25 protein-coding genes are annotated in these 25,781 nt (G+C 61.6%); 14 read left to right on the top strand and 11 right to left on the bottom strand.

Annotated features, from left to right (window positions below):
• Nucleotides 1-59: 59 nt before the first annotated feature.
• The 3 genes from ACJJV6_RS01595 to ACJJV6_RS01605 form a co-directional block, all read right to left on the bottom strand.
• Nucleotides 60-1,625, bottom strand: a complete 1,566-nt coding sequence (locus tag ACJJV6_RS01595; protein WP_407709772.1) for an NAD(P)H-hydrate dehydratase — start codon at nucleotides 1,623-1,625, stop codon at nucleotides 60-62.
• A 31-nt stretch (nucleotides 1,626-1,656) separates the two neighbouring features.
• Nucleotides 1,657-2,004, bottom strand: a complete 348-nt coding sequence (locus ACJJV6_RS01600; RefSeq protein WP_407709773.1) for a holo-ACP synthase — start codon at nucleotides 2,002-2,004, stop codon at nucleotides 1,657-1,659.
• Nucleotides 2,005-2,241: 237 nt separating this feature from the next.
• Complete coding sequence (locus ACJJV6_RS01605; RefSeq protein ID WP_407709774.1) at nucleotides 2,242-3,228, bottom strand: hypothetical protein; 987 nt, start codon at nucleotides 3,226-3,228, stop codon at nucleotides 2,242-2,244.
• A gap of 146 nt (nucleotides 3,229-3,374) precedes the next feature.
• Between ACJJV6_RS01605 and ACJJV6_RS01610 the strand changes: the two genes are divergently transcribed.
• Nucleotides 3,375-4,664: an ISL3 family transposase gene (locus ACJJV6_RS01610; protein ID WP_407709387.1), complete on the top strand. Its 1,290-nt coding sequence runs from the start codon at nucleotides 3,375-3,377 to the stop codon at nucleotides 4,662-4,664.
• 765 nt (nucleotides 4,665-5,429) lie between these two features.
• Here ACJJV6_RS01610 and glmS read toward each other — a convergent pair.
• The gene (gene glmS, locus ACJJV6_RS01615) at nucleotides 5,430-7,322 is read right to left on the bottom strand and encodes a glutamine--fructose-6-phosphate transaminase (isomerizing) (RefSeq protein WP_407709775.1); all 1,893 of its coding nucleotides are present in this window, start codon (nucleotides 7,320-7,322) and stop codon (nucleotides 5,430-5,432) included.
• A 109-nt stretch (nucleotides 7,323-7,431) separates the two neighbouring features.
• On the opposite strand from glmS, the gene coaA reads away from it, so the two are divergent.
• Both coaA and ACJJV6_RS01625 read left to right on the top strand, forming a co-directional pair.
• A complete protein-coding gene (coaA, locus tag ACJJV6_RS01620) occupies nucleotides 7,432-8,427 on the top strand; it encodes a type I pantothenate kinase (RefSeq protein WP_205753896.1) in 996 nt (331 codons plus the stop codon).
• Between the two features lie 5 nt (nucleotides 8,428-8,432).
• Nucleotides 8,433-9,299, top strand: coding sequence for a D-alanyl-D-alanine carboxypeptidase family protein (locus ACJJV6_RS01625; RefSeq protein ID WP_407709776.1), 867 nt, complete (start codon nucleotides 8,433-8,435; stop codon nucleotides 9,297-9,299).
• Between the two features lie 65 nt (nucleotides 9,300-9,364).
• On the opposite strand, the gene ACJJV6_RS01630 is transcribed toward ACJJV6_RS01625, so the two are convergent.
• Nucleotides 9,365-9,709 (bottom strand): hypothetical protein, encoded by a 345-nt coding sequence (locus tag ACJJV6_RS01630; RefSeq protein ID WP_407709777.1) that lies wholly within the window; start codon nucleotides 9,707-9,709, stop codon nucleotides 9,365-9,367.
• Between the two features lie 248 nt (nucleotides 9,710-9,957).
• Between ACJJV6_RS01630 and mscL the strand changes: the two genes are divergently transcribed.
• The 4 genes from mscL to istB all read left to right on the top strand — a co-directional run bounded on the left by mscL (nucleotide 9,958) and on the right by istB (nucleotide 14,116).
• Nucleotides 9,958-10,362 (top strand): large conductance mechanosensitive channel protein MscL, encoded by a 405-nt coding sequence (gene mscL / locus ACJJV6_RS01635; RefSeq protein ID WP_009358694.1) that lies wholly within the window; start codon nucleotides 9,958-9,960, stop codon nucleotides 10,360-10,362.
• 779 nt (nucleotides 10,363-11,141) lie between these two features.
• On the top strand, nucleotides 11,142-11,453 hold the full coding sequence (locus ACJJV6_RS01640; protein WP_407709778.1) for a hypothetical protein: 312 nt from the start codon (nucleotides 11,142-11,144) through the stop codon (nucleotides 11,451-11,453).
• A 672-nt stretch (nucleotides 11,454-12,125) separates the two neighbouring features.
• Nucleotides 12,126-13,361, top strand: a complete 1,236-nt coding sequence (istA, locus tag ACJJV6_RS01645; protein ID WP_009358267.1) for an IS21 family transposase — start codon at nucleotides 12,126-12,128, stop codon at nucleotides 13,359-13,361.
• The gene (gene istB, locus ACJJV6_RS01650) at nucleotides 13,358-14,116 is read left to right on the top strand and encodes an IS21-like element helper ATPase IstB (RefSeq protein ID WP_009358266.1); all 759 of its coding nucleotides are present in this window, start codon (nucleotides 13,358-13,360) and stop codon (nucleotides 14,114-14,116) included. The genes istA and istB overlap by 4 nt, the downstream gene beginning before the upstream one ends.
• A 147-nt stretch (nucleotides 14,117-14,263) precedes the next feature.
• Here istB and ACJJV6_RS01655 read toward each other — a convergent pair whose 3' ends face one another.
• From ACJJV6_RS01655 to ACJJV6_RS01670, 4 genes are all read right to left on the bottom strand, one after another.
• Entirely contained in the window at nucleotides 14,264-14,503 is a 240-nt protein-coding gene (locus ACJJV6_RS01655; protein WP_407709779.1) for a hypothetical protein, read from the bottom strand.
• Nucleotides 14,504-14,585: 82 nt separating this feature from the next.
• A complete protein-coding gene (locus ACJJV6_RS01660) occupies nucleotides 14,586-14,927 on the bottom strand; it encodes a hypothetical protein (protein WP_407709780.1) in 342 nt (113 codons plus the stop codon).
• A gap of 262 nt (nucleotides 14,928-15,189) precedes the next feature.
• Complete coding sequence (gene glmM / locus ACJJV6_RS01665) at nucleotides 15,190-16,551, bottom strand: phosphoglucosamine mutase (protein ID WP_407709781.1); 1,362 nt, start codon at nucleotides 16,549-16,551, stop codon at nucleotides 15,190-15,192.
• A gap of 123 nt (nucleotides 16,552-16,674) precedes the next feature.
• Nucleotides 16,675-17,838, bottom strand: a complete 1,164-nt coding sequence (locus ACJJV6_RS01670) for an acyltransferase family protein (protein WP_407709782.1) — start codon at nucleotides 17,836-17,838, stop codon at nucleotides 16,675-16,677.
• Between the two features lie 303 nt (nucleotides 17,839-18,141).
• On the opposite strand from ACJJV6_RS01670, the gene ACJJV6_RS01675 reads away from it, so the two are divergent.
• A complete protein-coding gene (locus ACJJV6_RS01675) occupies nucleotides 18,142-19,380 on the top strand; it encodes a glycosyltransferase (protein ID WP_407709783.1) in 1,239 nt (412 codons plus the stop codon).
• A gap of 161 nt (nucleotides 19,381-19,541) precedes the next feature.
• On the top strand, nucleotides 19,542-21,299 hold the full coding sequence (locus ACJJV6_RS01680; protein WP_407709784.1) for an ArnT family glycosyltransferase: 1,758 nt from the start codon (nucleotides 19,542-19,544) through the stop codon (nucleotides 21,297-21,299).
• A gap of 57 nt (nucleotides 21,300-21,356) precedes the next feature.
• On the opposite strand, the gene rpsI is transcribed toward ACJJV6_RS01680, so the two are convergent.
• Nucleotides 21,357-21,863, bottom strand: coding sequence for a 30S ribosomal protein S9 (gene rpsI, locus ACJJV6_RS01685; protein ID WP_058266545.1), 507 nt, complete (start codon nucleotides 21,861-21,863; stop codon nucleotides 21,357-21,359).
• A 39-nt stretch (nucleotides 21,864-21,902) separates the two neighbouring features.
• Nucleotides 21,903-22,346, bottom strand: a complete 444-nt coding sequence (rplM, locus tag ACJJV6_RS01690) for a 50S ribosomal protein L13 (protein WP_009358699.1) — start codon at nucleotides 22,344-22,346, stop codon at nucleotides 21,903-21,905.
• Nucleotides 22,347-22,640: 294 nt separating this feature from the next.
• Between rplM and ACJJV6_RS01695 the strand changes: the two genes are divergently transcribed.
• From ACJJV6_RS01695 to ACJJV6_RS01715, 5 genes are all read left to right on the top strand, one after another.
• The gene (locus ACJJV6_RS01695) at nucleotides 22,641-23,306 is read left to right on the top strand and encodes a prepilin peptidase (protein ID WP_407709785.1); all 666 of its coding nucleotides are present in this window, start codon (nucleotides 22,641-22,643) and stop codon (nucleotides 23,304-23,306) included.
• A 278-nt stretch (nucleotides 23,307-23,584) separates the two neighbouring features.
• A complete protein-coding gene (locus tag ACJJV6_RS01700; protein WP_407710454.1) occupies nucleotides 23,585-23,767 on the top strand; it encodes a Flp family type IVb pilin in 183 nt (60 codons plus the stop codon).
• A gap of 82 nt (nucleotides 23,768-23,849) precedes the next feature.
• Complete coding sequence (locus tag ACJJV6_RS01705; protein WP_407709786.1) at nucleotides 23,850-24,044, top strand: Flp family type IVb pilin; 195 nt, start codon at nucleotides 23,850-23,852, stop codon at nucleotides 24,042-24,044.
• A gap of 86 nt (nucleotides 24,045-24,130) precedes the next feature.
• A complete protein-coding gene (locus ACJJV6_RS01710; RefSeq protein ID WP_407709787.1) occupies nucleotides 24,131-24,538 on the top strand; it encodes a TadE/TadG family type IV pilus assembly protein in 408 nt (135 codons plus the stop codon).
• Between the two features lie 29 nt (nucleotides 24,539-24,567).
• A complete protein-coding gene (locus ACJJV6_RS01715; RefSeq protein ID WP_407709788.1) occupies nucleotides 24,568-25,584 on the top strand; it encodes a pilus assembly protein TadG-related protein in 1,017 nt (338 codons plus the stop codon).
• The last annotated feature ends 197 nt before the right edge of the window (nucleotides 25,585-25,781 follow it).

Raw genomic sequence — 25,781 nt, forward strand, 5'->3', positions numbered from 1 at the left:
CAAAACCGCCCTCAGCTGCCGGTGCGAACTATGCCTACCGTAGCGGGTGGCTGTGACTTTTACGTTTCGGGCCACCCGTTGCTAAGCATGCTGACTTTACCCCAGACGCCGGGAATCGCGTCGGCGATTACGCCAGCAGTGATCGGGCCTCCCGAGTTGACGTCCGACGCCGCCCTTCCTGCTTTGCCGTGCAGGGCGGCTCCCAGTGCGGCGATGGCAGCCCACCGGCCGTCATCGTCAACGGCGAGTTCGTTCAAATGTTCGACGCCGGAGCCCGCCTGGGCGAGCAGCGCACCGATGACGCCAGCCAGCACGTCGCCGCTGCCGGCGGTGGCGAGCCAGGGTGTGCCGTCCGCCTGGCTGTAGACGTCACCGGAGGGTGCGGCCACCAGGGTGGAGGCGCCTTTGAGCAGGACGGTGGCGCCGGTGCGGGCGGCTGCGTTCCGGGCGGCTTCCAGTGTTGCCGCTTCGACGGCGGCGCGGTCTTCGGTTCCGCCCAGGCGCTGCAGCAGCGTGGCGAGCTCGCCGGCGTGCGGGGTGAGGACCACGTGCGGGGCGAGCCGGTCCGGAAGGGCCGGCAGGGCGCCGGCGTCGGCCACGGTGGGGAGCCCGGAGTCAAGGGCGTCCCGGGCCCGGGCCAGCTGATCGTGGTCGTCGGGGCCCATCCCGGAACCCACCAGCCACGCCTGCACCCGGTTGTCGGCCACCGAGCCGGTACTACACACCACTTCCGGGCAGGACTGGCGCACCAGGTCCGCCACCTCGGGCGGGCCCAGGTACCGCACCATCCCCACGCCGGCGGCAAGCGCGCCACGGCATGCCAGCACGGCGGCTCCGGGGTAGGTTGCGGATCCCGCCACGACCCCCAGCACGCCGCGCGAGTATTTGTGCGCGCGGCGGGCGGGGCCGGGCAGGAGGTCGGCGATGTCCGCCGCTTCCAGCCGGCGCACGGAGGGGCGGGGAAAGTTGTCTTCGATGCCGATGGGCACCACGTGGACCCGGCCGGCATAGTCCGCCCCGGGGTCCGCCAGCAGTCCGCTCTTGGCGGCCCCGAACGTGACGGTCAGGTCGGCCGCCAGCACCGGTTCCGCAGCCGCGCCGGTATCGGCGTCCACGCCGCTGGGCAGGTCGCAGGCCACCACAAAGCCGTGCCCGGCATGCAGGCGTGCATCCGAAATGGCCTCGACGAAGCCGGCAGCACTCCCCTGCAGCCCGCCTTTGGCGCCCGTTCCCAGGATGGCGTCAATCACGACGTCGGCACGCGCGGTTTCCGCCGCCAGCTCGCCGGGTGCCGCGCCGGCGAGGTCGTGGGTACGTCCGCCGGCGCGTTCAAAGGCGGCCAGGGCCTGCGGGTGCCCGGCCCCTGAGGTGAGGACCGCCGTCGTACGCATCCCGCGGGCGGCGAGAAAGGCGGCGGCGTACAGCCCGTCACCGCCGTTGTTGCCCTTGCCGGCGAGCACCACCAGGCGCGCGCCGTAGATGCGCCGGCCGCGGGCGCGGAGTTCGCTGATGATGGCGTTGGCCAGCCCGTGGGCGGCGCGCTGCATCAGGACGTCGCCCAGCCCGGCCGCCAGGAGGGGTTCCTCGGCAGCCCGGACCTGCGTCCCGGTAAAGGCGCTGATCATCCGGTCACCTGGGGCCTGGCCCGGGGCAGGATCAGCCCTCGGCCAGGACGGTGGCGGTGGCTATCCCGCCGTCGTGGCTGATGGAGAGGTGCCAGCGCTTGACGCCCTTGGCCTCGGCAACGGCCAGCACGGTGCCTTTGACCTGGACGGTGGGCCCGTTGTGGTCCAGGCCGATCCAGCAGTCCTGCCAGTTCATGCCGGCGGGCGCGCCCAGGACCTTTGCCACGGCCTCCTTGGCGGCGAACCGGGCGGCCAGGGACCGGATGTTCAGTTCCCGCTCCGCGGGGACGAACAAACGGTCCCGAAGCCCCGGTGTGCGCTCCAGCTGGCGGTCAAACCGCTCGATATCAACGACGTCTACCCCAATGCCTACGATCATGGCACTACTCTACGGTGAGGTCCGGGAAGGCCGTGCACATGGGTCAACTGAAGAGCAAAGGGCACCGATTTTGGAGCATAACGGGCAAATAGACCGGATAATCCACAACGCCACACGGTCAAGTCAATCCATGTCGACTGATCCAGAGAAATTGGCACATTTACAGGACGGATTCGAGGTAAAGTTCGACCCCCAGCCTGTCAAGCAATATGAGGGCAAAGTACCTTTATCAGCTCTCTACGCATCACGACGGAGACAAACTCTTTCCTGTTCTCGATATGTACAGTCATATTTGAGCCGGAGTATATCCTCAACTCTAGACAAATAGCTGTTCCAGGTTTCGAAACGGGGAATAGCTACTGCTGTGGGAGAAACAATGATCACTTGGGCATTCGAAAGACACTCCGAAGCATCTTTGAGAGTCTGCTCTGAATCGAATGGGTATTGATGAAACTTTGGACATGCCAGTTTCCATCCTCGAAGGCCGTGGGCATGGCCCAGGTCGTCATTTTGTCCTACGCGGGCATATGTCCCTTGCTCTCCGAAAGTCAGGACTGCTCGCGCCTCGGACGGAATGGAACCAATCTCGGAAAATGACTGGGGCATGCTGGAAAATGACCGCGCGACGGACGTCATGTACACGCCTAGTGACAACTGACCGCCCAAGAGCACGGCAAGAATTGTGAACGCGGCTGCAGGAAGAGCGGAGCGGACGTTGAATACTGGTTGAAGTAGCTTCATGAAACCAACAATGGCCAGCACTGCTGGCACATATAGGACCTGAACGTGGTGGTGCCAGAGCCCAGTAAAGCCTAGGACGGCGAGACCACCGAAGAAAGATGCTCCGACTGATGCCCAGAGGATCAGGCTGCGTCTACTAGCCAAAAGCCCCGTGCCCCTTCTCATATGAGCCACCAGTACCGAGATAACCATCAAAAGGATGACAACCACGAGGGAAAGCGATTCCGGTGACGTTACCCGAAGCAAGTGCAGTACGAATGTTCCTGCTTCACCCTCAACAAGGGAACCTTGTGAGTAGGCAGCATTCAGGACGAGTGATTGCATATATGGTTGCAACTCGCCACGCACTAGCAGCAAAGCAAATACTCCTCCCACCGCCAGCATGAACCCGATCAGGGCCTTCACTGCAAACCGCCAATCGCGCACCAAAAGGAGGAGAACCGAGAATATGAGAATTGCAACAGGAAGCATCGTAATTTTCATGAAAGCAAGAGTTCCAATGAGCGCCCCTGTAACCGGCTCTTCGCGGTAGATGGTGAAACGCGTTCCGTGTCTTGAAAGCTGAAGGGCCCGCAGCCCTGCTGTGATGGATGTTCTCTACGCATTCATCAAGTCAGGAGCTACGAGCCTTGATCGAGCCTACTTCCCCGCGCCCAGATGCTGCCACCACCATCTTCAACTTGCCCGACTACCGGGTCACCGGCACCGAGATTCTTGCCTTCGGGCAGCGACGGATCCATGTCGGTTCAACCGCAGAGGCGGGCTGCCCGTCCTGCGGCGTGATCGGCAGTCGCGTACATTCCCGCCGGCCCCAGCGGCTGCGTGACATCCCCGTCGCCGGGCCGGTTGAGGTGGTCTGGGCAAAGCGACGGTTCTTCTGCGATGAGTACCTGTGCTCACGACAGACATTCACCGAAGAGACCTCCCAGGTCCCTCGCCGGGCACGGTCTACCAGCCGGCTTCGGGATGCCCTCGTGGCCGCGGTGATCGGGTCAGGGCGGGCAGCGGCGGAGGTCGCCGCTGCCTTCGGTGTTTCATGGTGGCTCGTCCAGAAAGCCCTGGACTCCGCAGCCCTCACCCTGCCTGATGTCGATGCCTTGGCCCCGCGGATGCTCGGCATTGATGAACACCGCTACCGGTCCGTGCGGTTCTTTCGCGACCCAGCCACCAAGGCCTGGAAACGCTACGAACCCTGGATGACCACCATTGTCGATCTGGACACCGGGCAGGTCCTTGGCATCGTGGACGGCCGCGACAGTGGCGGGGTTGGAGACTGGCTGTTCGCCCGCCCGCTGGAGTGGCGGCTTGGGGTGCAGGTCGTTGCGATTGACCCCTCGGCGGCGTTCAGAAAGGCCCTGCGGATGTGGCTTCCGCGGACCGCTGTCTCGGTCGACGCGTTCCATTTGGTCAAGCTCGGCAATGACATGCTCACCGAAGTCCGGCAGAGGCTCACCCAGCAGGTTCATGGTCGGCGGGGGCGCTCCATCGATCCAGTCTGGGCCAACCGGCGGCTGCTCCTCCGTGCTGGCGACACGCTCTCGGACCGGGCACGCGCCAGGCTCAGCACCGTGTTTGCCACCGACGACGCCACCGGAAAGCTGCAGGCCGCGTGGCTGGTCAAGGAGCAGCTCCGGGCCCTGCTGATTACCGGTTCCCTTGCAGACGCGGCCGTTGCCAAAGACCGCCTGCAGGTCTTGGTCGAACGGGCCGCTCAGCCGGAGACGAACCGGCTCTGGCGCACGGTCTGCCGGTGGTGGAAAGAGATCGAGGTCCTCATTGTCACCGGCGCGACAACCGCGAAAGTCGAAGCCAATAACACCGCGATCAAGCACATCAAAAGGACAGGCCGGGGATTCACGAACGCAGGCAACTATAAAACGCGTATCCTGTTGCGCAGTGCCGCCAGAACAGCGGCATGAACACCCATCACGGCAGAACATTCACCACGAACCGCGAAGAGCCCTGTAACCACGGGGCGCCCACATATGCCCGCGCTGAAAAAACACAGTGTTAGTGCGATACCGGGCAGGTGCGTATGGCCGGGAAGGTAAAAGCTGCCAGTAAGGATTAGTGGTGCAGTTCCAAAAGCAGCAAACCGGGCTGTGTTTTCATCGCATCCGACCCATTTTGAAACTACTAGAACTGCGCAGGAGGAGCAAGCAATCCAGCAGATTTCGCCCAGGATGTCCAGATATGGAGAAATCGATCGAGTAATCGCCAATCCAAAGAAAAATAGTGGATCCTTATTGTCCCAGACGTTTAGATAAAGAATGTCACCCGCAAGAAGGCGCTCCGCAACGGACACGAAGACCCCTCGGTCAAAACTAAGGTTTGGGATGATCCGCGGAAGCAACAAAATCCATATTGCCCCTATGCCCAAAAGTGCCCATGGGATACTGTAGCGGGGCCCTAGCCATTGCTTGTTGGATCGTAATATTTCGGTTCCGGCTGGTTCCCCCATCACAGTCCCCCTCTAGCACGTGAGCATGGCATCATCGAACCCAAGCCAAGCACATCAAAAGCGCCAGCTTGCAGAACTACAGCCTGCTATATCTGCCGCGTTCCGGCCAGATTATGGGATAACCAATTCTGCCAATACAGAGAAAAGCAAACGTGAAGCCCGGACCGTAAGGTCCGGGCTTCACGTTTGGATCGAATCATCGCCCTGCGGCGATACAAAGCAGTTATTCTACGGTGACGCTCTTGGCCAGGTTGCGCGGCTGGTCCACGTCGTAGCCCTTGGCTGCGGCGAGTTCCGCGGCGAAGATCTGCAGCGGGACGGTGGTCAGCAGCGGCATCAGCAGGGTGGGCGTCTCGGGGACGTAGAAGACGTGCTCGGCGTAGGCCTTGACTGCTTCGTCGCCTTCCTCGGCGATGACCAGGGTGCGGGCGCCGCGGGCGCGAACTTCCTGGATGTTGGAGACCACCTTGGCGTGCAGCGAGTCGCGGCCGCGCGGGGACGGGACCACCACGAACACCGGCTGGCCCTCGTCGATCAGGGCGATGGGGCCGTGCTTGAGCTCGCCGGCGGCGAAGCCCTCGGCATGGATGTAGGCGATTTCCTTCAGCTTCAAAGCACCCTCGAGCGCCACCGGGTAGCCCACGTGCCGGCCCAGGAACAGCACGGACTTTTCGTTGGCCATGCTCCGGGCGAGTTCGCGCAGCGGTCCGGCGTTGTCCAGGATCTTCTGGATCTTCGCGGGGATCTTGTTCAGGTCCGCAAGGACGTCCTTGATCTGGCCGGAGAAGATGTTGCCGCGCAGCTGGGCCAGGTAGAGACCCAGCAGGTACGCGGCCGTGATCTGGGCCAGGAACGCCTTCGTGGAGGCGACGGCGATCTCCGGGCCGGCGTGCGTGTACAGCACGGCGTCGGACTCGCGCGGGATGGTGGAGCCGTTGGTGTTGCAGATGGAGATGGTCTTGGCGCCCTGTTCCCGGGCGTAACGGACGGCCATCAGCGTGTCCATGGTCTCGCCGGACTGGCTGATGGACACCACCAGGGTGTTCTCGTCCAGGATCGGGTCGCGGTAGCGGAACTCGTGCGCCAGCTCCACCTCGGTGGGGATCCGGCACCAGTTCTCGATCGCGTATTTGGCCACCGTACCGGCATACGCGGCGGTGCCGCAGGCCAGCACGATGATCTTGTTGACCTGCTTCAGGCGTTCAACGTCGATCCGCAGCTCGTCCAGGGTCAGCTTGCCGTTGATGTCCGAGCGGCCCAGCAGCGTCTGCGCCACGGCGTCGGGCTGGTCATGGATTTCCTTCTCCATGAACGAGGTGAAGCCGCCCTTTTCAGCCGAGGCCGGGTCCCAGTCCACGTGGTATTCCTTGCCCGCGGCCGGGTTGCCGTAAAAGTCCGTGATCTCCACGGTGTCCGCGGTGATGGTGACAATCTGGTCCTGGCCCAGCTCCACGGCGCGGCGGGTGTAGTCGATGAACCCGGACACGTCAGAGCCCAGGAAGTTCTCGCCCTCGCCCAGGCCGACCACCAGCGGCGAGTTGCGGCGCGCGGCCACCACCACGTCGGGCTGGTCAGCGTGCACGGCCAGGAGGGTGAAAGCCCCCTCAAGGCGCTGGCAGGCGAGCTCCATGGCCCGGGTCAGGCCGCCGTCGGACGTGTCCCCGCCCAGCTTGTTGCGGAAGATGTCCCCCAGCAGCGCGGCCGCCACCTCGGTGTCCGTCTCGGAGAGGAACTCCACACCCTTGTCCAGCAGCTCGAGCTTGAGCTCGGCGAAGTTCTCAATGATGCCGTTGTGGATCACGGCCAGCTTGCCGCCGTCGGCCAGGTGCGGGTGCGCGTTCCGGTCGGTCGGGCCGCCGTGCGTGGCCCAGCGGGTGTGGCCGATCCCGGTCACGGTCTCCGGCAGCGGCCGGGCCTCCAGCTCGGCCACCAGGTTGCTCAGCTTCCCGGACTTCTTCCGCGCCTCGATGCTGCCCTGGGACACCACCGCCACCCCGGCGGAGTCGTAGCCCCGGTACTCCAGGCGGCGCAGCCCCTCCAGGACAACATCCAACGCACTGTGACCGGCAATTACGCCGTCAACCGGACGGCCCACATATCCCACGATTCCACACATACGCTAAAGACTATCGGCTGGGAGCCGTAGCTTTAAAACGCGAGGCCAGGCCACGGAGGACTTCTATGTTGCGGGCGGGCGGTGCCCGCAGATGCGCCTGCATTTCGCTATGTGCCGGGGGCGGGGCAGAATCACTAGCGTGACTTTGCAACGCAACGAGGCGAATGGAGAGGGTGTCTCCCCGTTCGTGGAGCTGGACCGGCAGACCTGGTCCAGGTTGGCAGCCCAGATGGAACAGCCTCTTAACGAGGAGGATATTCTCCGTCTGCGCGGCCTGGGCGACCCCCTGGACATGACGGAAATCCGGGAGGTCTACCTGCCCCTGTCGCGGCTGCTGCACCTGTACGTTGAGGCGGCGGGCCAGCTGCATGCGGCCACCACCACGTTCCTGGGCGAGCAGACCCAGCGCACCCCGTTCGTGATCGGCGTTGCCGGCTCCGTAGCCGTGGGGAAGTCCACCATCGCCCGTGTGCTCCGCGAGATGCTGCGCCGCTGGCCGGGCACGCCCAACGTGGAGCTGATTACCACTGACGGCTTCCTTTATCCGCTGGCTGAGCTCAAGCGCCGCCAGCTGCTGGACCGCAAGGGCTTTCCGGAGTCCTACGACCGGCGTGCGCTCCTGCGTTTCGTGAGCGAGATCAAGGGAGGGGCCGAGGAGGTCCGTGCGCCCTGGTACTCGCACGTCACGTACGACATTGTTCCGGGCAAGGAAGTGGTGGTCCGCCGGCCGGACGTCCTGATCGTGGAGGGCCTGAATGTGCTGGCCCCGGCGCGTCCCCGGCACGACGGCAGGCAGGGCCTGGCGCTGAGCGACTTCTTTGACTTCTCCATTTACGTGGATGCCAAGACGTCCCACATCGAGGAGTGGTACGTGGACCGGTTCCGGAAGCTGCGGAGCACGGCGTTCGCGCAGCCGGAATCCTACTTCCACCGCTACGCCAGCCTGTCCGACGAGGAAGCGGAGACCACCGCCCGGGAGATCTGGAAGCGCATCAACGAGCCCAACCTGGAGGAGAACGTCCTGCCCACCCGCGGGCGTGCGCAGCTGGTGCTCACCAAAGAGGCCGACCATACGGTCCGCCGCATGCTGCTGCGGAAGGTGTAGCACAGGTGTGCCACGACTGCTCCGGCCCGCCGCTTTCCAGCCGCCGCAGCTTCGCCCGCTTCCTGGCGACGGGGGCCGGGCTGACTGTCCTGACGGCCTGCATGCCGGAGGCACCCCAGGCGGCAGCGCCGTCGCCGGCTCCTTCGTCAACGTCGCCCTCTCCCGCTGCCGCGACCGCCTCGGCAACCACGACGGCGGAGGCCGCCGCAGTGCCTCCCGCAGCGCCGGAGGCTGCCCCTGCGCCGTCGCCCTCCGCAGCGTTGCCGCGGCAGTTCTCCCTGACGGATCCGGCGAGCCCGTGGCTGATCGTCAACAAGCGCCGGCCGCTGGTGCCGGCGGCCTACGCGCCGGCCGACCTAGTGCGGCCCGCCGTCGCGATGACCGCGTCCGGGGAGGCTGCCCTGCTGAATAGCACGACGGCGGCCGCGGCCGAGGCGATGTTTGCCGCTGCCGCGCGGGATGGCGTTTCGATGGTGCTGGCGAGCGGATACCGCTCGTACGCCACCCAGGTGGCCACGTACAACAGCTATGTGGCGGCGCGAGGCCAGGCCGACGCCGACACCGCGAGTGCGCGCCCGGGCTATTCGGAGCACCAGACGGGGTGGGCGTTCGACATTGCGGACGGCAACGGGGCCTGCGGGTTCCAGCCGTGCTTCGCGGACCAACCCGCGGCCGTGTGGGCCAAGGCGAACGGGCACCGGTTCGGCTTCGTGGTGCGGTACCCGTGGATGTTCCACCCCATCACGGGGTACTACTACGAGCCGTGGCACCTGCGGTACATCGGCGTCGAGGCGGCCACGGATATGGCTTCCAAGGGCATCTTCACGCTGGAGGAGTACTTCGGCGTGGAGGCGGCGCCGGGGTACCTGTAGGCCGAAGAAGTCGTTCCGCGCAACTCTTCAGGCCAAGGACAGTGACGGGAGACAAGATACCAGCGCTACCGGGCGGTCCGCTCGTCAATGATCTTGTCTACCGCTTCTTCGTCAGGGCACGGCTGATCGTCGACCGGGCAGTTTCCGTCCCAAGGCACGCCGCTCTTTGCTGTCATGACCTCAACACACATCGTGCAGAGGACCTTGATCTGGGTTGCGATGGTCATCTCGATTTCCTCGTACCCGCAGAGGGCTTTCCGCCAGACGACATCACGGCAGCAGACGAAGTGGACCATCTCGTCCGGGTTCTGCTCCAGCTTGTGCTTCACTTCCCACGCAGGAGTGTGCCGAACTTCCAGTGTTCCACCGTCCTCGACCGTTTGTGCTATCTCCACGTCTCGGTCCGTCATGGTCTCCCCCAAATCTGTGTGCAAGTAACCCGGGCTCGCGGTGGCTCACCCTATGGGCCGTAATGCGTGATTCACCGACCCTATGAAGGCCGTCCCACAGCCAGCAACGATCTTGATTAAAGCCTGAGCAATAACTTGGGGGCCGGCGGGTGTTCCGTAGACTTTTCGGGCTGCCGGAGGGCTGCCGGCGTGAAATAGCCCCCTCTTATGTTTGGGGAGCCCTTCCAGCCTCCACTACGTTGGTTCTTATGCTGACTGGATTCAAGAATTTCATCATGAAGGGCAACGTGGTTGACCTTGCCGTCGCCGTTGTCATCGGCACCGCGTTCGGGTCGGTTGTGACGGCGCTGGTGAACAAGGTGCTGATGCCCTTTGTCGCCGCGGTGGTCGGTTCGCCGAACTTTGACAGCTTCGCAAGGGTTGACCTCAACGGCAACGCCATCGAGTTCGGCGTCCTGCTGACGGCCATCGTCAATTTCCTGCTGATCTCGGCCGCCATCTACTTCGTGGTGGTCATGCCGATGAACCTGATGATCGAGCGCCGCAACCGGCGTCTGGGGATCGGCCAGGACGTGAAGAAGGAGTCGGCGGAGGACCCGCAGATTGCGCTGCTGACCGAAATCCGCGATGCACTGAGAAGCCGGGCTTCCTAGCTGTCACACTAAGATCCTCCGGGACGTAAGGAGGGCAGTCTGCCTAGTGGAGGGTGTGCGCGTGAGTCTTGAAATACATGTCACGGCTGTCCAGCAAAGCACGATCCCGCCCTACGCGTACACGCAAGGTGCCGCGGCCCAGTCAGGCTATGAATTAGTGTGCGCAGGAGCCCTGCGCTACGACGTTCGTCAAGTTGATCGGGTTCTCCGTGCTTGCGCCGCAGATCTCGCTCATCTACCGTCCCATGACCCGCCCCCGGTCTGTGTTGAGGGACTCGGCACCTTTGCCCTCGGAGCAGTAGAACAAGACTGGGTAGAGGCATTACAGCTCGGCGCACGGAGGCAGCAAGCAAGCGGTAATTGGGTTCAGGTGATCCCGATTGATCCTCCCTCCACGGTGGATATTCCGGACATGGCCAAGAGCCTGGGCGAAGGGCCGGATCCGGTTTGGCAGTGGCTGGTGCGCCCTTGGAACCTAGCCGTGCCACTGGAGAGCCATCTGGTCACGACACTCGGAGTCCTTACCAAGTCCTCACCGCCAGTGTCGGTCTTCCGATGGGAAGTCGATCAGTGGGAGGCGTTGGATAGCCCGGCAGATCAAGTGGATCGAGCCGCTGTGCGTGTGACGCCAATCGGCCTGCTCTCGGCAGTGGTTGCCGATTGGTCCCTCGCTCTCTCCCTCGGAGTTGGCGAAGGCCTTCAACGTGTCGGATCAGAGTGGATGCGAACTCGATGAGCTTTTCCACGGCTAAATAAAAAGTCTCGGGAAGGAGACGGTAGTGAAGTACATCCTTGTTCTGCAATGGTCGGTTAACTCAGAGGATGACTACGATGAGCTCATCGCGATGGAGGATCTGCTCGAGGAAAACCTCCCGGGTGCGCACGGCTTCGTGGACGGCCACGACTTCGGCACCACCGAAATGAACATCTTCATCTGCAGCGACCTGCCTCTCATAGCGTTTCAGGACGCGATGACATCGCTTCGTTCCAGCACACGGTGGACTGACGTAAAGTCGGCATACAGGCGAGCCGATGAAGATCGGTACGTAGTCGTTTGGCCGAAGACGCTTAAAGCGTTTTCAGTGTCATGACCTCAGCTCGGGCCTGCGCCATGCAAACTGCCAGGAACGGCGGTTGGACCGGCCCACGGTGCTTGGGTGACGGCCATTGCTGGTTCACACAATTTCGTCCTGGCGGTGGGCTAATACATCAAAGCGTTTTGCACTACAGAGTCAGACCTGCGGCCTCGGCTAGGTGGCCCCGGCCCTCACGCTTCGCGGGCACCCGTCGGATGGCCACGCCAAGATGGGCGACGACGCGCGTCAAGCCAACCGGGACCCTCCGGTCGTCCATGATCAGCCTTCGATGAACAAGTAGCCGGCTAGAGTGTGAGCCTCCTTAGCAGCCTCAAGCACCCTTCGGGCACTCGCCCTCTCCTCGGGCGAGATTACATCAAAGTCCAGAACTCGTGGAAAGTCCTCCAACCACGCCGCCAATTGGAAAAAGTTCAACATCGCGTCCGAGTACGGCCAAATGAAGTCGACGTATCGCACTCCGATAGCAGTCGCTGCGCGACAGAACTTTAGGAAGGGTTCGCCCGGCGGTTCCACAAAGGTTCTCATCGTTTCGTGCAACTGATTCTGCACATGAATTGTTAGTTCAATGGCCATTCCATCACCTCATTGTGTCGTCGGCTGTTGACGCCAACCGAAAATAGGGCCAATAACGCCAACTGAAAATGAGGCCACTGACCATTATGGAAGGTGATCACATTGGATGTTTGGGCGCAGATACGCCACCGATACGCGACGGAGAAGATCTCCAAGAGGGAGCTGGCTAAACAGCTCGGGGTTTCGCGGGGGACGGTGGACCGGGCGTTGGAGGCAGAGCGGCCACCGAAGTATGAGCGGAAACCGGCCGGTTCGAGCTTTGATGCTTACGCGCCACAGGTGCGGGCCTTGTTGGTGCAGACGCCGACGATGCCGGCCTCAGTACTGGCCGAACGCGTCGGCTGGACGGGCTCTGCATCCTTGTTCCGGGACAAGGTCCGTGGACTCCGGCCCGAATATATGCCGGCGGATCCGGTGGACCGGCTGGTCCATAAACCGGGCCAGGCGATGCAGTGCGATTTATGGTTCCCCCATGAGCCGCTACCCCTGGGGCACGGGCAGGAGGGCAAGCCTCCGGTGCTGGTGATGACGAGCGCGTTCTCCGGATATATCCAGGCCAGGATGCTGCCGACCCGCACGACCTTTGATCTGCTTGGCGGGATGTGGTCGCTGCTGCAGGAGGCCGGCGCGGTCCCGAAGCAGCTGGTCTGGGACAACGAATCAGGGATCGGCCAGGGCCGGCTGACCGAGCCGGCGGCGGCGTTCGCGGGCGTCCTGGGCTGCGAGATCCGGCAGTTGCCGCCACGGGATCCGGAATCCAAAGGAGTGGTGGAGCGGATGAACCGTTACTTCCGCCAAGGCTTCATGCCCGGACGGACGTTCGCGTCCCCGCTGGATTTCAACGATCAGCTCGCGGACTGGCTGCCACGCGCGAACGCGCGCTACTCCCGGACCCGTCATGGCCGTCCGATCGAGCTCTTCGTCCGGGACCGGGATGCGATGCGCCCGTTAACGCCAGTGGCGCCCGAGTTCGCCTTCCGCAGCAGCGTCCGGCTACCACGGGACTACTACGTGCGGGTCTTCTCCAACGACTATTCCGTGGACCCGGGCGCGATCGGGCGGATCGTGAACGTCGAAGCAGACCTGGAAAAAGTCACCGTGAGCGCAGACGGCCGGCTACTGGCCAGCCATGAGCGGCGGTGGGCCAGGCACCAGATCTTCACCGACCCCGGCCACGTAGACAAGGCCGCCTCCCTCCGACGGATCCACCGCAGCGTCAAGGCCGGACGGTCCACGGTAGTGGAGGAACGTGACCTGTCGATCTATGACGAACTGTTCGGCGTCGCCATCCCCGACGATGCCCGCGAGCTCTCCGGGGCAGCACGGTGAACGCTGCAGTGAAGGACATCGAGTACTACGCCCGCGCACTGCGCGCCCCGCGGATCGCCGACGGCTACCGTACCCTCGGCGACCGGGCCCGGGAGGCAGGCTGGTCACACGAGGAATACCTCGCCGCTGTCCTCTCCCGCGAGGTTGCCGAACGCGAAGCCTCCGGGGCCGCCCTGCGGATCAGGGCCGCGAGGTTCCCCGGACACAAGCTGCTGGAGGAGTTCAACTTCGACCACCAGCCCGCCGCGGACCGGAACCTCGTCGCGCACCTGGGAACTGGGGTCTTCCTGGAGGAAGCCAAGAACGTGGTCCTTCTGGGCCCGCCCGGCACCGGGAAAACCCACCTGGCCGTCGGGATCGGGATCCGGGCCGCACACGCCGGGCATCGCGTCCTGTTCGACACCGCGACCGGGTGGGTATCGAGACTGGCCGAAGCCCACGACCGCGGACGCCTGCCCCAGGAACTGGCCAAGCTGCGCCGTTACAAGCTGCTCATCGTTGACGAAGTCGGCTACATTCCCTTCGACCAGGACTCGGCCAACCTGTTCTTCCAGTTAGTCTCATCCCGCTACGAACACGCCTCCCTGGTGCTTACCAGCAACCTCGCCTTCAGCAGGTGGGGCGAGGTCTTCAGCGACGCGACAGTGGCCTCGGCGATGATCGACCGGATCGTTCACCACGCAGAAGTCCTGAACCTCACCGGTAGCAGCTACCGGCTCCGGAACAAGACAAGAACCCAGCTTCAGGCACAATAGAACAGCAACCCGTGGCCCTGTTTTCAATCGGCAAAACTGGCCCTATTTTCGGTTGGCGTTAACATCGGCATCCGTTAGTACCGTCTTCTGTGGAACGCTCCGTGGGACACTCACTCTTGCAGCAGATCCCGTCCCTGTCGTCGTAGTTCAGTCATGGCTTCTTTCTTCGGTGACTACCCTGAGTACGCCGAAGGGCTCTCCCTCGATGTCGTGGCTCCATTGATTCGATCCCGGCCATTTTGTTCCCATCCATCCATCGCGGCCACTACTAGCAACGTACAGTTCAGGGTATTTACCAAGAATCTCTTCGGAAGAACGGGCATAGATAAAGGCCCAGAGCCCTCCCACCCCATAGTCGTAGCAAATCAGAAAACGTTGCTTGTCCATGGGTTATCTAGACATCTACGGCTCGCTCGATGACCCGGCCGGCATTTCCTCGCATGGGCGCTGTCAGTGGTCGCCGTGCGTTTCAGCGCTTCTTCGTAGCCGCAGTGCCCGGCCGCGTTTGTCCTGGAGATACCCTGGGGTTCCAGTCCGTCGACTTCCCCCTTCCAGCCTTCGTTCTCCGCCCTGTCTCGCCTGCCATGAGGTCGGCTTCGAGTTCGTCCAGCCGGAGGATCATTCGCGGTTCCACGTGCAGCATGGGGCAGCGGATGCAGGCGTGCTCGTGCGCGCAGGGCGTGCCGTAGGGCCGGCCGCAGAAGCCGAGCTCAACTTTGCGTTTGTCGAAGTGTTCCTCGAATTCCTCCCATTCGATATTAGTTACCAGCGCATACTCGTGGTCAGGCCGCAACGCTCGTCGGTTGGCCATGTGCATCTGGTGGTGGCCGACCACGTCCTCGTCGAACACCGCAAAGTAGCCCCGGCTGATCTGGAGGCCCGCATGTCCTAGGAGAGCAGCGCCAACGTGGATGGGCAGCCCGTTGGTCGCAGCTGGAGATCACCCTGCCCTCCACGCCTGCAACAGAGGCGTCAGAAAGACAGATGCCGCGCGGGCACTTAGTCCAGATAACTCACGAGTCCACTTTCCGGGGACCACTTCATTCCCCGGAGGCTGGCCTCTTGCTGCCGCTCTACTCGCTAACGAGTTCCAGAGCCAGTTCGGTGCGGACCACCTGGGCCAGGTGCTCGGCGATGGACTGGGCGGTTTCCTCGTCGCCGGCTTCCACCATGACGCGGACCACGGGCTCGGTGCCGGAGGGGCGGAGCAGGACGCGTCCGGTGTCGCCGAGGGTGGCCTCCGCGGTGGCCACAGCCTGTGCGAGGACCTCGCTGCTGCCGACCTGGGTGCGGTCGACGCCCTTGACGTTGATGAGGACCTGAGGGAGCTTGGTCATCACGGTGGCCAGCTCCTTGAGCGGCTTTTTGGTCAGGGCGACCTGGGCGGCGAGCTGCAGGCCGGTGAGGAGTCCGTCGCCGGTGGTGGCGTAGTCGGAGAAGATGACGTGGCCGGACTGTTCGCCGCCGAGGTTGAAGCCGCCCTCGCGCATGCCTTCGAGGACGTAGCGGTCCCCCACGGCCGTTTCGCGGATGCTGATGCCGGCCTCCCGCAGTGCAATCTTCAGGCCTAGGTTGCTCATGACGGTGGCCACAAGGACGTCGTCCTTCAACTTGCCTGAGTCTTTCAACGCGACGGCGAGGATGGCCATGATCTGGTCGCCGTCCACCTCGTTGCCCTCATGGTCCACGGCGAGGCAGCGGTCGGCGTCGCCGTCGTGGGCGATGCCGAGGTCTGCGCCGTGCTTCACTACGGCTTCCTTAAGCGGGCCGAGGTGGGTGGAGCCGACGCCGTCGTTGATGTTCAGCCCGTCCGGCTCCGCGCCGATGACGATGACGTTGGCGCCGGCGTCCTTGAAGACCTGCGGGGAGCAGCCGCTGGCGGCGCCGTGAGCGCAGTCCAGGACCACGGTGAGTCCGTTGAGGTTGTGCGGCAGCGTGCCCAGGAGGTGGACGATGTAGCGGTCCTCGGCGTCGGAGAAGCGCTGGATGCGTCCCACGTCGGCGCCGGTGGGACGGACGGCCTCGTTGGCCATCTGCGCCTCGATGGCGTCCTCCACGTCGTCGGGGAGTTTCTGGCCGCCGCGGGCGAAGAACTTGATGCCGTTGTCCGGTGCGGGGTTGTGCGAAGCGGAGATCATGACGCCGAAGTCGGCATTCAGGTCCGCCACCAGATAGGCCGCAGCCGGGGTGGGGAGGACCCCGGCGTCATAGACGTCCACGCCCGAGCTGGAGAGGCCGGCCTCCACCGCTGCGGCGATGAATTCGCCGCTGGCGCGGGGGTCACGGGCCACCACGGCCCGGGGCCGGGAGCCGTTGGAGTTGCGGTCGTGGCCGAGCACGACGGCGGCCGCCTGGGCCAGCTGCATGGCCAGCTCTGCTGTCAGCAGGCCGTTGGCCAGCCCCCGGACACCATCAGTTCCAAATAATCTAGACACCGGTCAAGTCTAGAGGATGGGGATGCCGGGGCTGCATCTGAGTAGCTGGTGCGACCGGGCCAACTTATTAAGGCAAGTAGCTTGAGAATGCAACGAAAGAACGCGCAGCCGAGGCTCGAATCCCTACGACACAGATTGCCGAAGTCTTTGCCTGAAACCCCTCCACACCAAACTCTTGACTCGACGGCCCATAGACTCCGACAACTTTCCCCCAGAGATGGCCAGTTTCTGACTGGGCTGCTCGACGAGGCGGAAAAATAACTCCGCTGCAAGCAATGAAACTGGAATCCCAAACACCGCAACCAGAAGAACATCACTCGACTTCATACCGAACGTAATGGCTAGGACGACAGGCTCATGTATCAGATACAAGCTGAAGGACCGCCCTCCGAGCCACCTGAGCACAGGACTATTACCCAGACGAATGGTTGGTGGCCATGCTACGAAGGCAAAAACCAATAAAGAACCACCGACAGTCGCCAGGGCGATGTAAATTTGCGACTGATAAGCGATCCATTGAGCGCACAGCAAGATACCCGCAAGGGTCAAAAGGCCAAACCATTGTGCGTGGCGAAGGCGGGCCGCCCACCTGTGCAGATCCTCGCGCCCCCACGCCATCAAGACACCAACGCCGAACATCGGCATGTACACGGGAACGGCCAGATACATGATATTTCCCGCAGCGATAACCACAACCAGCATTGCGGCAACCAACGGCCACCATCGACGAAATCTTCTTCCTGCCGCCACATATAACGGCAGTAGCAGGGAAAAGATCATCTCCCACTGAAGCGACCAGAGGGGCGAGTTCAAGGCCCCTGTACCGCCCAGGAGGAAAGCGTCGCCCATGGGGTCGTGCACTTCGTCATGCGAGTTAACCCAAGAACTTAGCTCTAGGCTGCTTACTCGCGGAACAACCCACACCGTCACTAACGCAATACACAAGGAAACCCAGACGGGCAGGTAAATCCTTATGAGTCGCCTGGGGAAGTATGCTTCCCAGTTTGGCTGAGCAGGACCCGTGAACGGAAGGGTCAGAACGAACCCTGACAGGATGAAAAAGACATAAACCGCTTCATGGCCAGCCCAGAACAGATGAAAGGGAGTGAACGTAACCCACCAGACCCACGGTTCAAATGTGCCAGTCCCATCAGTGTTAACCGCTACGGCAAGCAAAGGTGAAACAAGAAGGCAGTGATGAATTAATACGACCAAGGCAGAGAGCCCACGAAGTCCGTCAAGCGCCGTAAAGCGCGAAGTTCCGCTTGATTCGCTGATGTCCCCCATGGACTCAACTTATTGGCAGTTCGCCCAGAAAACCCGGGTAACCAGTACCTGATCTACAGGCCTGTCCTCCCCCGCAATTCAATGGAGAGAGAGTGGCGGGACGCCTTCCTTTCAGGCTTCTCCCCCCGGCGTCAGGGCAACTGACAAGGGCTTCAGCTGATCTGGTCATTCACCCAAGCTACCTGCGGCGTGTACCTACCCCATCGAAGGTGCTCCCCGCTGGACTACTTGATTTGCGCCAGGCCTACCTGTCTTTGGCGAAAAGCCTCGCTATGCCGATTTCACCACCCCTACGATCCATGCATGACACCTAGCTATGGGGGCTTGGCGCTCGAAATTGTAGTACCGGTCTACAACGAAGAAGCGGTACTCGAAAGAAGCATCACAAGGCTCGCCGAATATCTGACGCATGAAATGCCATCGACGTGGAGAATTACCATCGCCGATAATGCAAGCACCGACCGGACTCCGGTGATTGCCGCTCGACTCAGCGAGCATATGCCGAACGTCAGTTACCGCCGGCTTGAGGTCAAAGGCCGCGGGCTCGCCCTGAGAGATGCGTGGGGCGCTTCGGAGGCAAAAGTCCTGGCCTACCTAGATGTTGACCTGTCCACGGATCTTGCTGCCCTGCCGCCGTTGGTCGCACCTTTGCTTTCTGGACATTCCGACATTTCCATTGGCACCCGGCTAGGCCAAAACTCGCGGGTAATCCGCGGTCCAAAGCGTGAGCTTATTTCCCGGTCATACAATTTCCTCCTCCGCCGGACCATGCAGGTGCGCTTTTCCGACGCCCAGTGCGGCTTCAAAGCAATTCGGGCGGACGTAGCCAAACGTCTCCTCCCGCACGTGGAGGACAACGGCTGGTTCTTTGACACGGAGCTGCTGATCATCGCCGAACGCTCCGGTCTTCGTATTCATGAAATTCCTGTGGACTGGGTGGATGATCCGGACAGCAGTGTCGATATAAAGCAGACTGCGTTGGACGACTTGCGCGGTATGGTCCGGGTTGCCGGGTCGCTAGTCAATGGCGTGATCCCGGTGCAAGCCATTTACGCCGAATTGGGACGGCGGCCAATCGTGCCTGCCGACCGGCCCAGCTTCTTTGGTCAGGTGCTGCGCTTTGGCGTGGTGGGGGTCTTCTCGACGTTGGCCTTCGCCCTGCTGTACCTAATTCTTCAAGGCCCTTTCGGAGCGCAGGAAGCAAACTTCCTGGCACTGCTCATGACCGCGCTCGGTAATACAGCGGCCAACCGAAGGTTCACGTTTGGCATCAGAGGCCCGGAAAGACTCTTCACACAGCAATTGCAAGGCCTCATAGTCTTCCTGCTGGCTTGGAGCATCACTTCCTCCTCGCTTTTGGTACTGCACGCGGCCTATCCTGACTCCACGCCAAACCTGGAGCTGCTGATCCTTACCGCGGCCAACATTCTCGCTACCCTCATGCGCTTCGTACTCCTCCGGCTATGGGTGTTCAAGGTACGTCAGAACACCGAACGGGTAACGGTCCTCGCCGTTCAAGCAGTCCGCGGGGCGGCACGTTGAGCCAGTCCGTGACGATTGCGACGGCTAAGCCACAGAGGATACTCCTGAAAGCCCACGCTAGGGTCAAGAGTTTGCTTGTCGGCCCATCATCCCAGCCTCGCTGGGAGCGTCCAGCGCTTCTGTCGCTCCTGCTGCTGACGGGCCTTCTATACTGCTGGAACTTGGGCGTAAACGGATGGGCGAACGCCTATTACTCCGCCGCGGTGATGTCTGGAGCGGAGGACTGGACCGCCTTTTTTTACGGTTCCTCTGACCCTGGGAACGCTATAACTGTCGACAAGCCACCCCTGAGTATTTGGGTCATGGCACTATCGGCCCGCCTATTCGGGCTGAACAGCTGGAGCATCCTGCTTCCACAGGCGTTCATGGGTGTTCTAACGGCATTTCTGCTTTACATTTCAGTCCGCAAACGGTTCGGAGCAGCTGCCGGCCTTCTGGCGGCTACCCTCATGGCGGTGACACCCGTGAGCACGGTTATGTTCCGGTATAACAACCCGGATGCCCTATTGGTCCTGATTATGGTGGGCATCGCACTGTCTGTGCTCAAAGCGATCGACGCGAAACGCCCTGTCTGGCTGATTCTCGCGGGTGTTTTGGTGGGAGCAGGATTCCTGACGAAGCAACTGCAGATTTGCCTTGTCATCCCGGCGTTGGTGGCCACATACTTAGCATTTGCCCAAGAAGCCTGGCTAAGGCGCCTGCTACATCTGACACTCGCGGGACTGGCGGCGATGGGCATCGGTGGTTCCTGGCTACTGGCCGTGCAACTTACGGATCCCTCCTCCCGACCGTTTATAGGCGGTTCCAGGGGCAACAGCTCCCTGGAACTTGCCCTTGGGTACAACGGTTTAGGACGGCTGACGGGCGAAGACGCCACGCGTACGCTGTCCGGTTCCGCCGCAAGGCTCGCCGAAAACCCAGAACCAGGGATCACGCGTTTCCTCCAGCCTCAGTTTTCGGGTCAATTTGGCTGGTTTATTCCCTTTGCAGTAGCAGGACTGATACTTACGGTTGTCTACATCTGCACTCGAAGAGGTGCCACAAGCAAAAATGCACTCTTACTATTCTCGAGTGTTTGGCTCGTATCGGCTTGTGGCGTAGTGGCATATATGTCAGGAATCCTTCACCCTTACTACTCGCTTACTGCGGTACCACCACTTTCGATCCTCGCGGCAATCACCATTCTATATCTCGCGCACCGTTCAAATATTCTGCGCTTTCGCCTTGCCCTTGCTTTCACATTCGCGTCATCGCTCTTGCTTGCTTTTATCACTGCGAGCCGTTCGGTGCAGGAATTTCCGGGCTTACCTCTGTTGATTGCGTGTACGGGAGGAATAATTCTGGCACTTCAGGTACTCCCGCCTCCAAATATAACCATGAGAAAAATATCCGTTGGTTTCCTCTTGGCCGCCATACTCATCGTGCCACTGCTGTGGTCCGTCAATACTGTTATTAATCCGCACGTAGGAGCGGGCGTTATCGCTGGACCAAGTATTTTCGGCATCCGGTCCGATCACCCAAATCGGGTTGATTGGCCCGTGGACTTGCCTCCCGGTGTCGCCGTTTTGGTCTACGGAGACGAGGCTCCGCCTGGCATCGTTGAGCAACTTGAGGATGCACCTGAAAGCCTCACATGGCCTGCTGCCACCGTGGGGGCCCAGACGGCCGCAAACCTCCAGCTAGCCAGCCAACGTAGCGTATTACCAATCGGCGGGTGGGATGGGACAGACCCCTACCCCACTTTAAGCGTCTTTCAACAGTGGGTTGCTGAGGGACGGGTGGGTGCCCTGCTCATAGGAAACCTTCCAACACTGACGCAGGAAGGGCAAGGGGAATCCGCGAAGATCGTGAAGTGGGTAAGGGAGACTCATCGAGCAGACCGTGTTGACGGCATGGAGTCGTACGACCTCACCCAGTAGCCGTAATGCAAAAACCCGCCCCGCCAAAGGGCGGGACGGGCTTCTGTGCAAGCGGGATTAGCGCTTGGAGTACTGCTGAGCCTTGCGGGCCTTCTTGAGACCGGCCTTCTTACGTTCGATGACACGGGCGTCGCGGGACAGGTAACCGGCCTTCTTCAGCGTGGCGCGGTTGTTCTCGACGTCGATCTCATTCAGCGAACGGGCGATGCCGAGGCGCAGGGCGCCGGCCTGGCCGGAGATGCCGCCGCCGTGGATGCGGGCGATGACGTCGTAGGCGCCTTCGAGATCAAGGATCTTGAAGGGCTCGTTGACGTCCTGCTGGTGCAGCTTGTTCGGGAAGTAGTTCGCCAGCTCGCGGCCATTGATGGTCCACTTGCCGGTGCCGGGCACGACGCGGACGCGTGCAACGGCTTCCTTGCGGCGGCCAACAGCTGCGCCGGCAACGGTCAGGGCCGGGCGCTCCTTCTTGGGAGCAGCTTCGGCAGCCGAGCTCTCAGAGGTGTAGCTGGTCAGGTTTTCCTCGGCCTCAACGGCCTCGGTGGTCAGTTCTTCGTTCTGAGCCACGATTCTCCTTGTATTAAGTAAGTTGTTTGGTGGCCAGGACTACTGGGCGACCTGGGTGATTTCGAAAGTCTTGGGCTGCTGGGCGGCGTGGGGGTGCTCAGCACCGCGGTACACCTTCAGCTTGCCGAGCTGCTGAGCAGCCAGGGAGTTCTTCGGGAGCATGCCCTTGATGGCCTTCTCCACGGCGCGGACCGGGTTGGATTCCAGCAGTTCCGCGTAGTTGACGGAGGTCAGACCGCCCGGGTAGCCGGAGTGGCGGTAAGCACGCTTCTGTTCCAGCTTGGCGCCGGTCAGGGCTACCTTTTCAGCGTTGATGATGATGACGAAGTCGCCCATGTCCATGTGGGATGCATAGGTGGCCTTGTGCTTGCCGCGCAGCAGGATTGCGGTCTGGCTTGCAAGACGACCAAGGACAACGTCTGTGGCGTCAATGACGTGCCACTGGCGGTTGATATCGCCGGGCTTCGGGGTGTACGTACGCACGGTGTTTGCCTCGTTCTTGTTCTGGCGTTCTTGTTTAGGTGTCACTAGCTCGTGCACCTACTGTCTGCGCGCTACCGGAACAGAGGTGAGGGCTCTATGTAACCAGTCATCCTGTGGTTCCGAATGTGTCCGTTGAGTAGTCATCCTGCAACCGGATTCTCAAGCGGGCACGCACCATCGGAATAGGACACGCACAACGACTACCAAGATTAGCGCGTCAGGGGGTTCAGGGTCAAAATGGGGTAGCCGGACGGAACCTCAGGTCCGCCGGCCTGACGAACGCAGGGGGTCGCGATGCTGGGAACAGGTTACGACGGTTCAGCCGGCTGGCTCGTTGTCGCCGGCATCGGGCTCCTGGGCATCGCCCTCTCTCCGGTTGCCGAGGTGCTCATAGCAAAGCTACTTCCACGGCTGGGCGGCATGCCCACCCCTCTCACGCGAATCACGACGGCGGTTATCACCGGGTTCGCGTGCGCCGCCTTTACTTTTCGGTTTGGAATTGGAGCCGGACTGCCGGCGTTTATATTGCTTGCTGTTTTAGGGGTACAGCTGGCGCGGATTGACATCGAACATCATTTGCTGCCCAACCCGCTGGTACTAGCACTGCTCGCCGGCGGCCTTCTACTGCTTTTAGCACCGGGAATATTCACTCAGCAGGCTGACGATCTGCTGCGCGCGGCGCTTGGGGCACTGATTCTGTTTGCCGGCTACCTTGTTTTGGGGCTGATTTCGCCCGGAGGTATTGGAATGGGCGACGTAAAGCTCGCAGCTCCCGTTGGCCTGTACCTCGGGTACCTAGGCTGGACCCAGGTGCTCTATGGAGCCCTCTTGGGGTTCATCCTCAATGGCATTGTCACCGTCTCCCTGCTCAGCAGAAAAGGCCAAAAAAGCCCGACAGAAGTGGCCCACGGACCTACCATGCTTGGCGCCGTCGGCGCCGTCGCCTTCTTCATGCCGTAGCCGCACTAACTCGACCCCGTGGCATCTTTAGCACACGATCCAAGTAGTCGGTCGCGTAGCCGCTCCTCTCGCTGAGTACTGCCCCCTTGTTTTAAGTACGTAGTTTTCATCCGCTATAAAAAAGTCGAGTACTGCTACTCATTGTTGCCTACTTCCCCGAATGACAATCTTTTCTTAGCGAAGTCCAGCCGCTAAAGAACTATGGGGGCAGCTGGAAATTCGTTGAAATCAATATCTATCCATTTCACCGAATTAAGGAAACTACAATGACTTCTCTTATGGTCTCGATGACTGCTTTTATCGCCGGCGTCAAGGATCGTTTCACCCGCGAAGAGAAGGGCGCAACGATGGTCGAATACGGCATCATGGTCGCCTTCATCGCAGTCCTGGTTATGGCAGCCGTCATCATCCTCGGACCGCAGATCGCCGCACTGTTCACCCGGGTCTCGACCGCTCTCTAGTACCTGCCGGCGGGGGCGGTGTACCGCCTCCGCCGCTCCAGGTGCATCAAGTGCCTTCAGCGATTTGCGAAAGGAATCAGACATGAACGCCTTCATTGCCACTCTTACATCCGTTCTCCACACAGCCAAAGCCCGCCTCAGTTCGGAGGAAAAAGGCGCCACGATGGTCGAGTACGGAATCATGGTCGCTTTCATTGCAGTCCTGGTCATGGCAGCCGTCATCATCCTCGGCCCCCAGATCGCGGCTCTCTTCACATCCGTTTCAACCGCCCTTTAAAGCGGCATCAGCCGTGGCAGTGACCCGCCAGCACTGCCACGGCCATCACCATTTACCAATCTTTCTGGGACACGCTGGGAGAGGCTATGAACTTATCAGGGAAGGAAAGAGGCGCCGTAGCGGTGGAGATGGCGATCGTCCTCCCGCTGCTGTTGCTGATACTTCTAGGAATCATCGAGTTCGGCAGGGTCTATAACGTCCAGGTGTCCCTGACACAAGCTGCCCGCGAGGGAGCCCGTTATGCCGCCATCCATCATGCCGACGCTGGCCTGGATGTCCAAGCGACAGCCTTGGCGGCGGCGCCAGCACTGTCCGGCCTCGGGGTATCAGTAACCGACAATGCCAGCAGCTGCTCTTCAGGTTCAGACGTACAGGTAACGACGAGCGTCTCGCTGCCCTCTTTGACAGGTTTTCTCGATGCCGGCTTCTTTGGGGCGCCAGGCATTTTTCCGTTGTCCATGACAGGAGTAGGGGTAATGAGATGCGGCGGCTGACGCGGCGTCTTCCTTTCGGCAGGAAGACTTTGGCCACAACGAATGACTCCCAGAGGGGCGCAGCTACAATCATGGTCGCCGTGCTAATGGTGGCGCTGCTCGGCTGCGCTGCAGTGGCCGTGGATGTCGGGGCAATGTACGCAGAGAAAGCACAAATTCAGAACGGCGCCGATGCAACTGCCCTAGCTATCGCCGGCGACTGTGCCAAGGGTCTCGATTGCGCAACAGCCATGGCTGCACCCGTGAACCGGCTGGCAGACGAAAATGCGAATGACGGCTCCACCGGAGTCTTCTCAGTCACTCAACCCAACCCGACGACCGTACGTGTAGAGACGAACGCGCGGGAGGCAGCTACGGGCGCTGACCATTTCTCCCTCTTTTTTGCGAGGGTGATGGGCTTCGATACAAGCCAAATCACAGCCGCCGCAGAAGCCTCCTGGGGTCCCCCATCGTCGGGTTCCACTCTCCCCTGGACAGTCAGTGAGTGTGTATTCCGAAAGTACCTCACCTCAAGCCAGCTCGCTGAGTTGGATTCCACGGGAAACTTCACGGGTGATCCCACCGCAACACACATACTGCTGAGGTACGACGAAAACGCCCCAGATTACCCGGGCTGTGCCGATCAAAACGGCTACCAGCCCGGTGGGTTTGGATGGCTGGAGACGGACTCAGGTTGTGCAGCTGACATCGACATAGACGCAACTGTGGAAGGACAACCGGGCAATCACTTTCCAACAGCAGCGGAGTGCGACGCCATCCTCGCCACCATCATGGATCAGCCCGCTCTGGTTCCTCTGTTTGATACCGCGACCGACGGCGGCGAAAACACTGTCTACACCCTCGTCGGCTTCGCCGCGTTCCAGGTCACGGGCTACAAGTTTGGCGGTCCAGCTTTGACCCACGTAGATCCTGCCGCCCCAAGCTGTACGGGCAACTGCAGGGGACTTCAGGGCTACTTTGCCCGTTTCGTCTCTCTCGAAGAGAGCGGCATCATCACCGGGGACGGTCCCAATTTCGGGGCGAGCTCGGTGTCCCTAACGAAGTAACCGAGCAGGACTACGTCTCGCTTGCCACGTCAATGAAGGAGCAATTGAAGTGAAATCACGCCTACTGGGAGGCTTGGCTGCATTACTGCTGGCAGTAGTTGGAGCTGTTCTCCTTTTCGTGTACGTACAGGGCGCGTCCGCCCGAGCCCAGGCCGGCCTCGAACCTGTGAACGTCCTGGTTGTTACAGAGCAAGTGC

This window comes from Arthrobacter nitrophenolicus, from assembly GCF_045833485.1.
GTDB classification, from domain to species: domain Bacteria; phylum Actinomycetota; class Actinomycetes; order Actinomycetales; family Micrococcaceae; genus Arthrobacter; species Arthrobacter nitrophenolicus.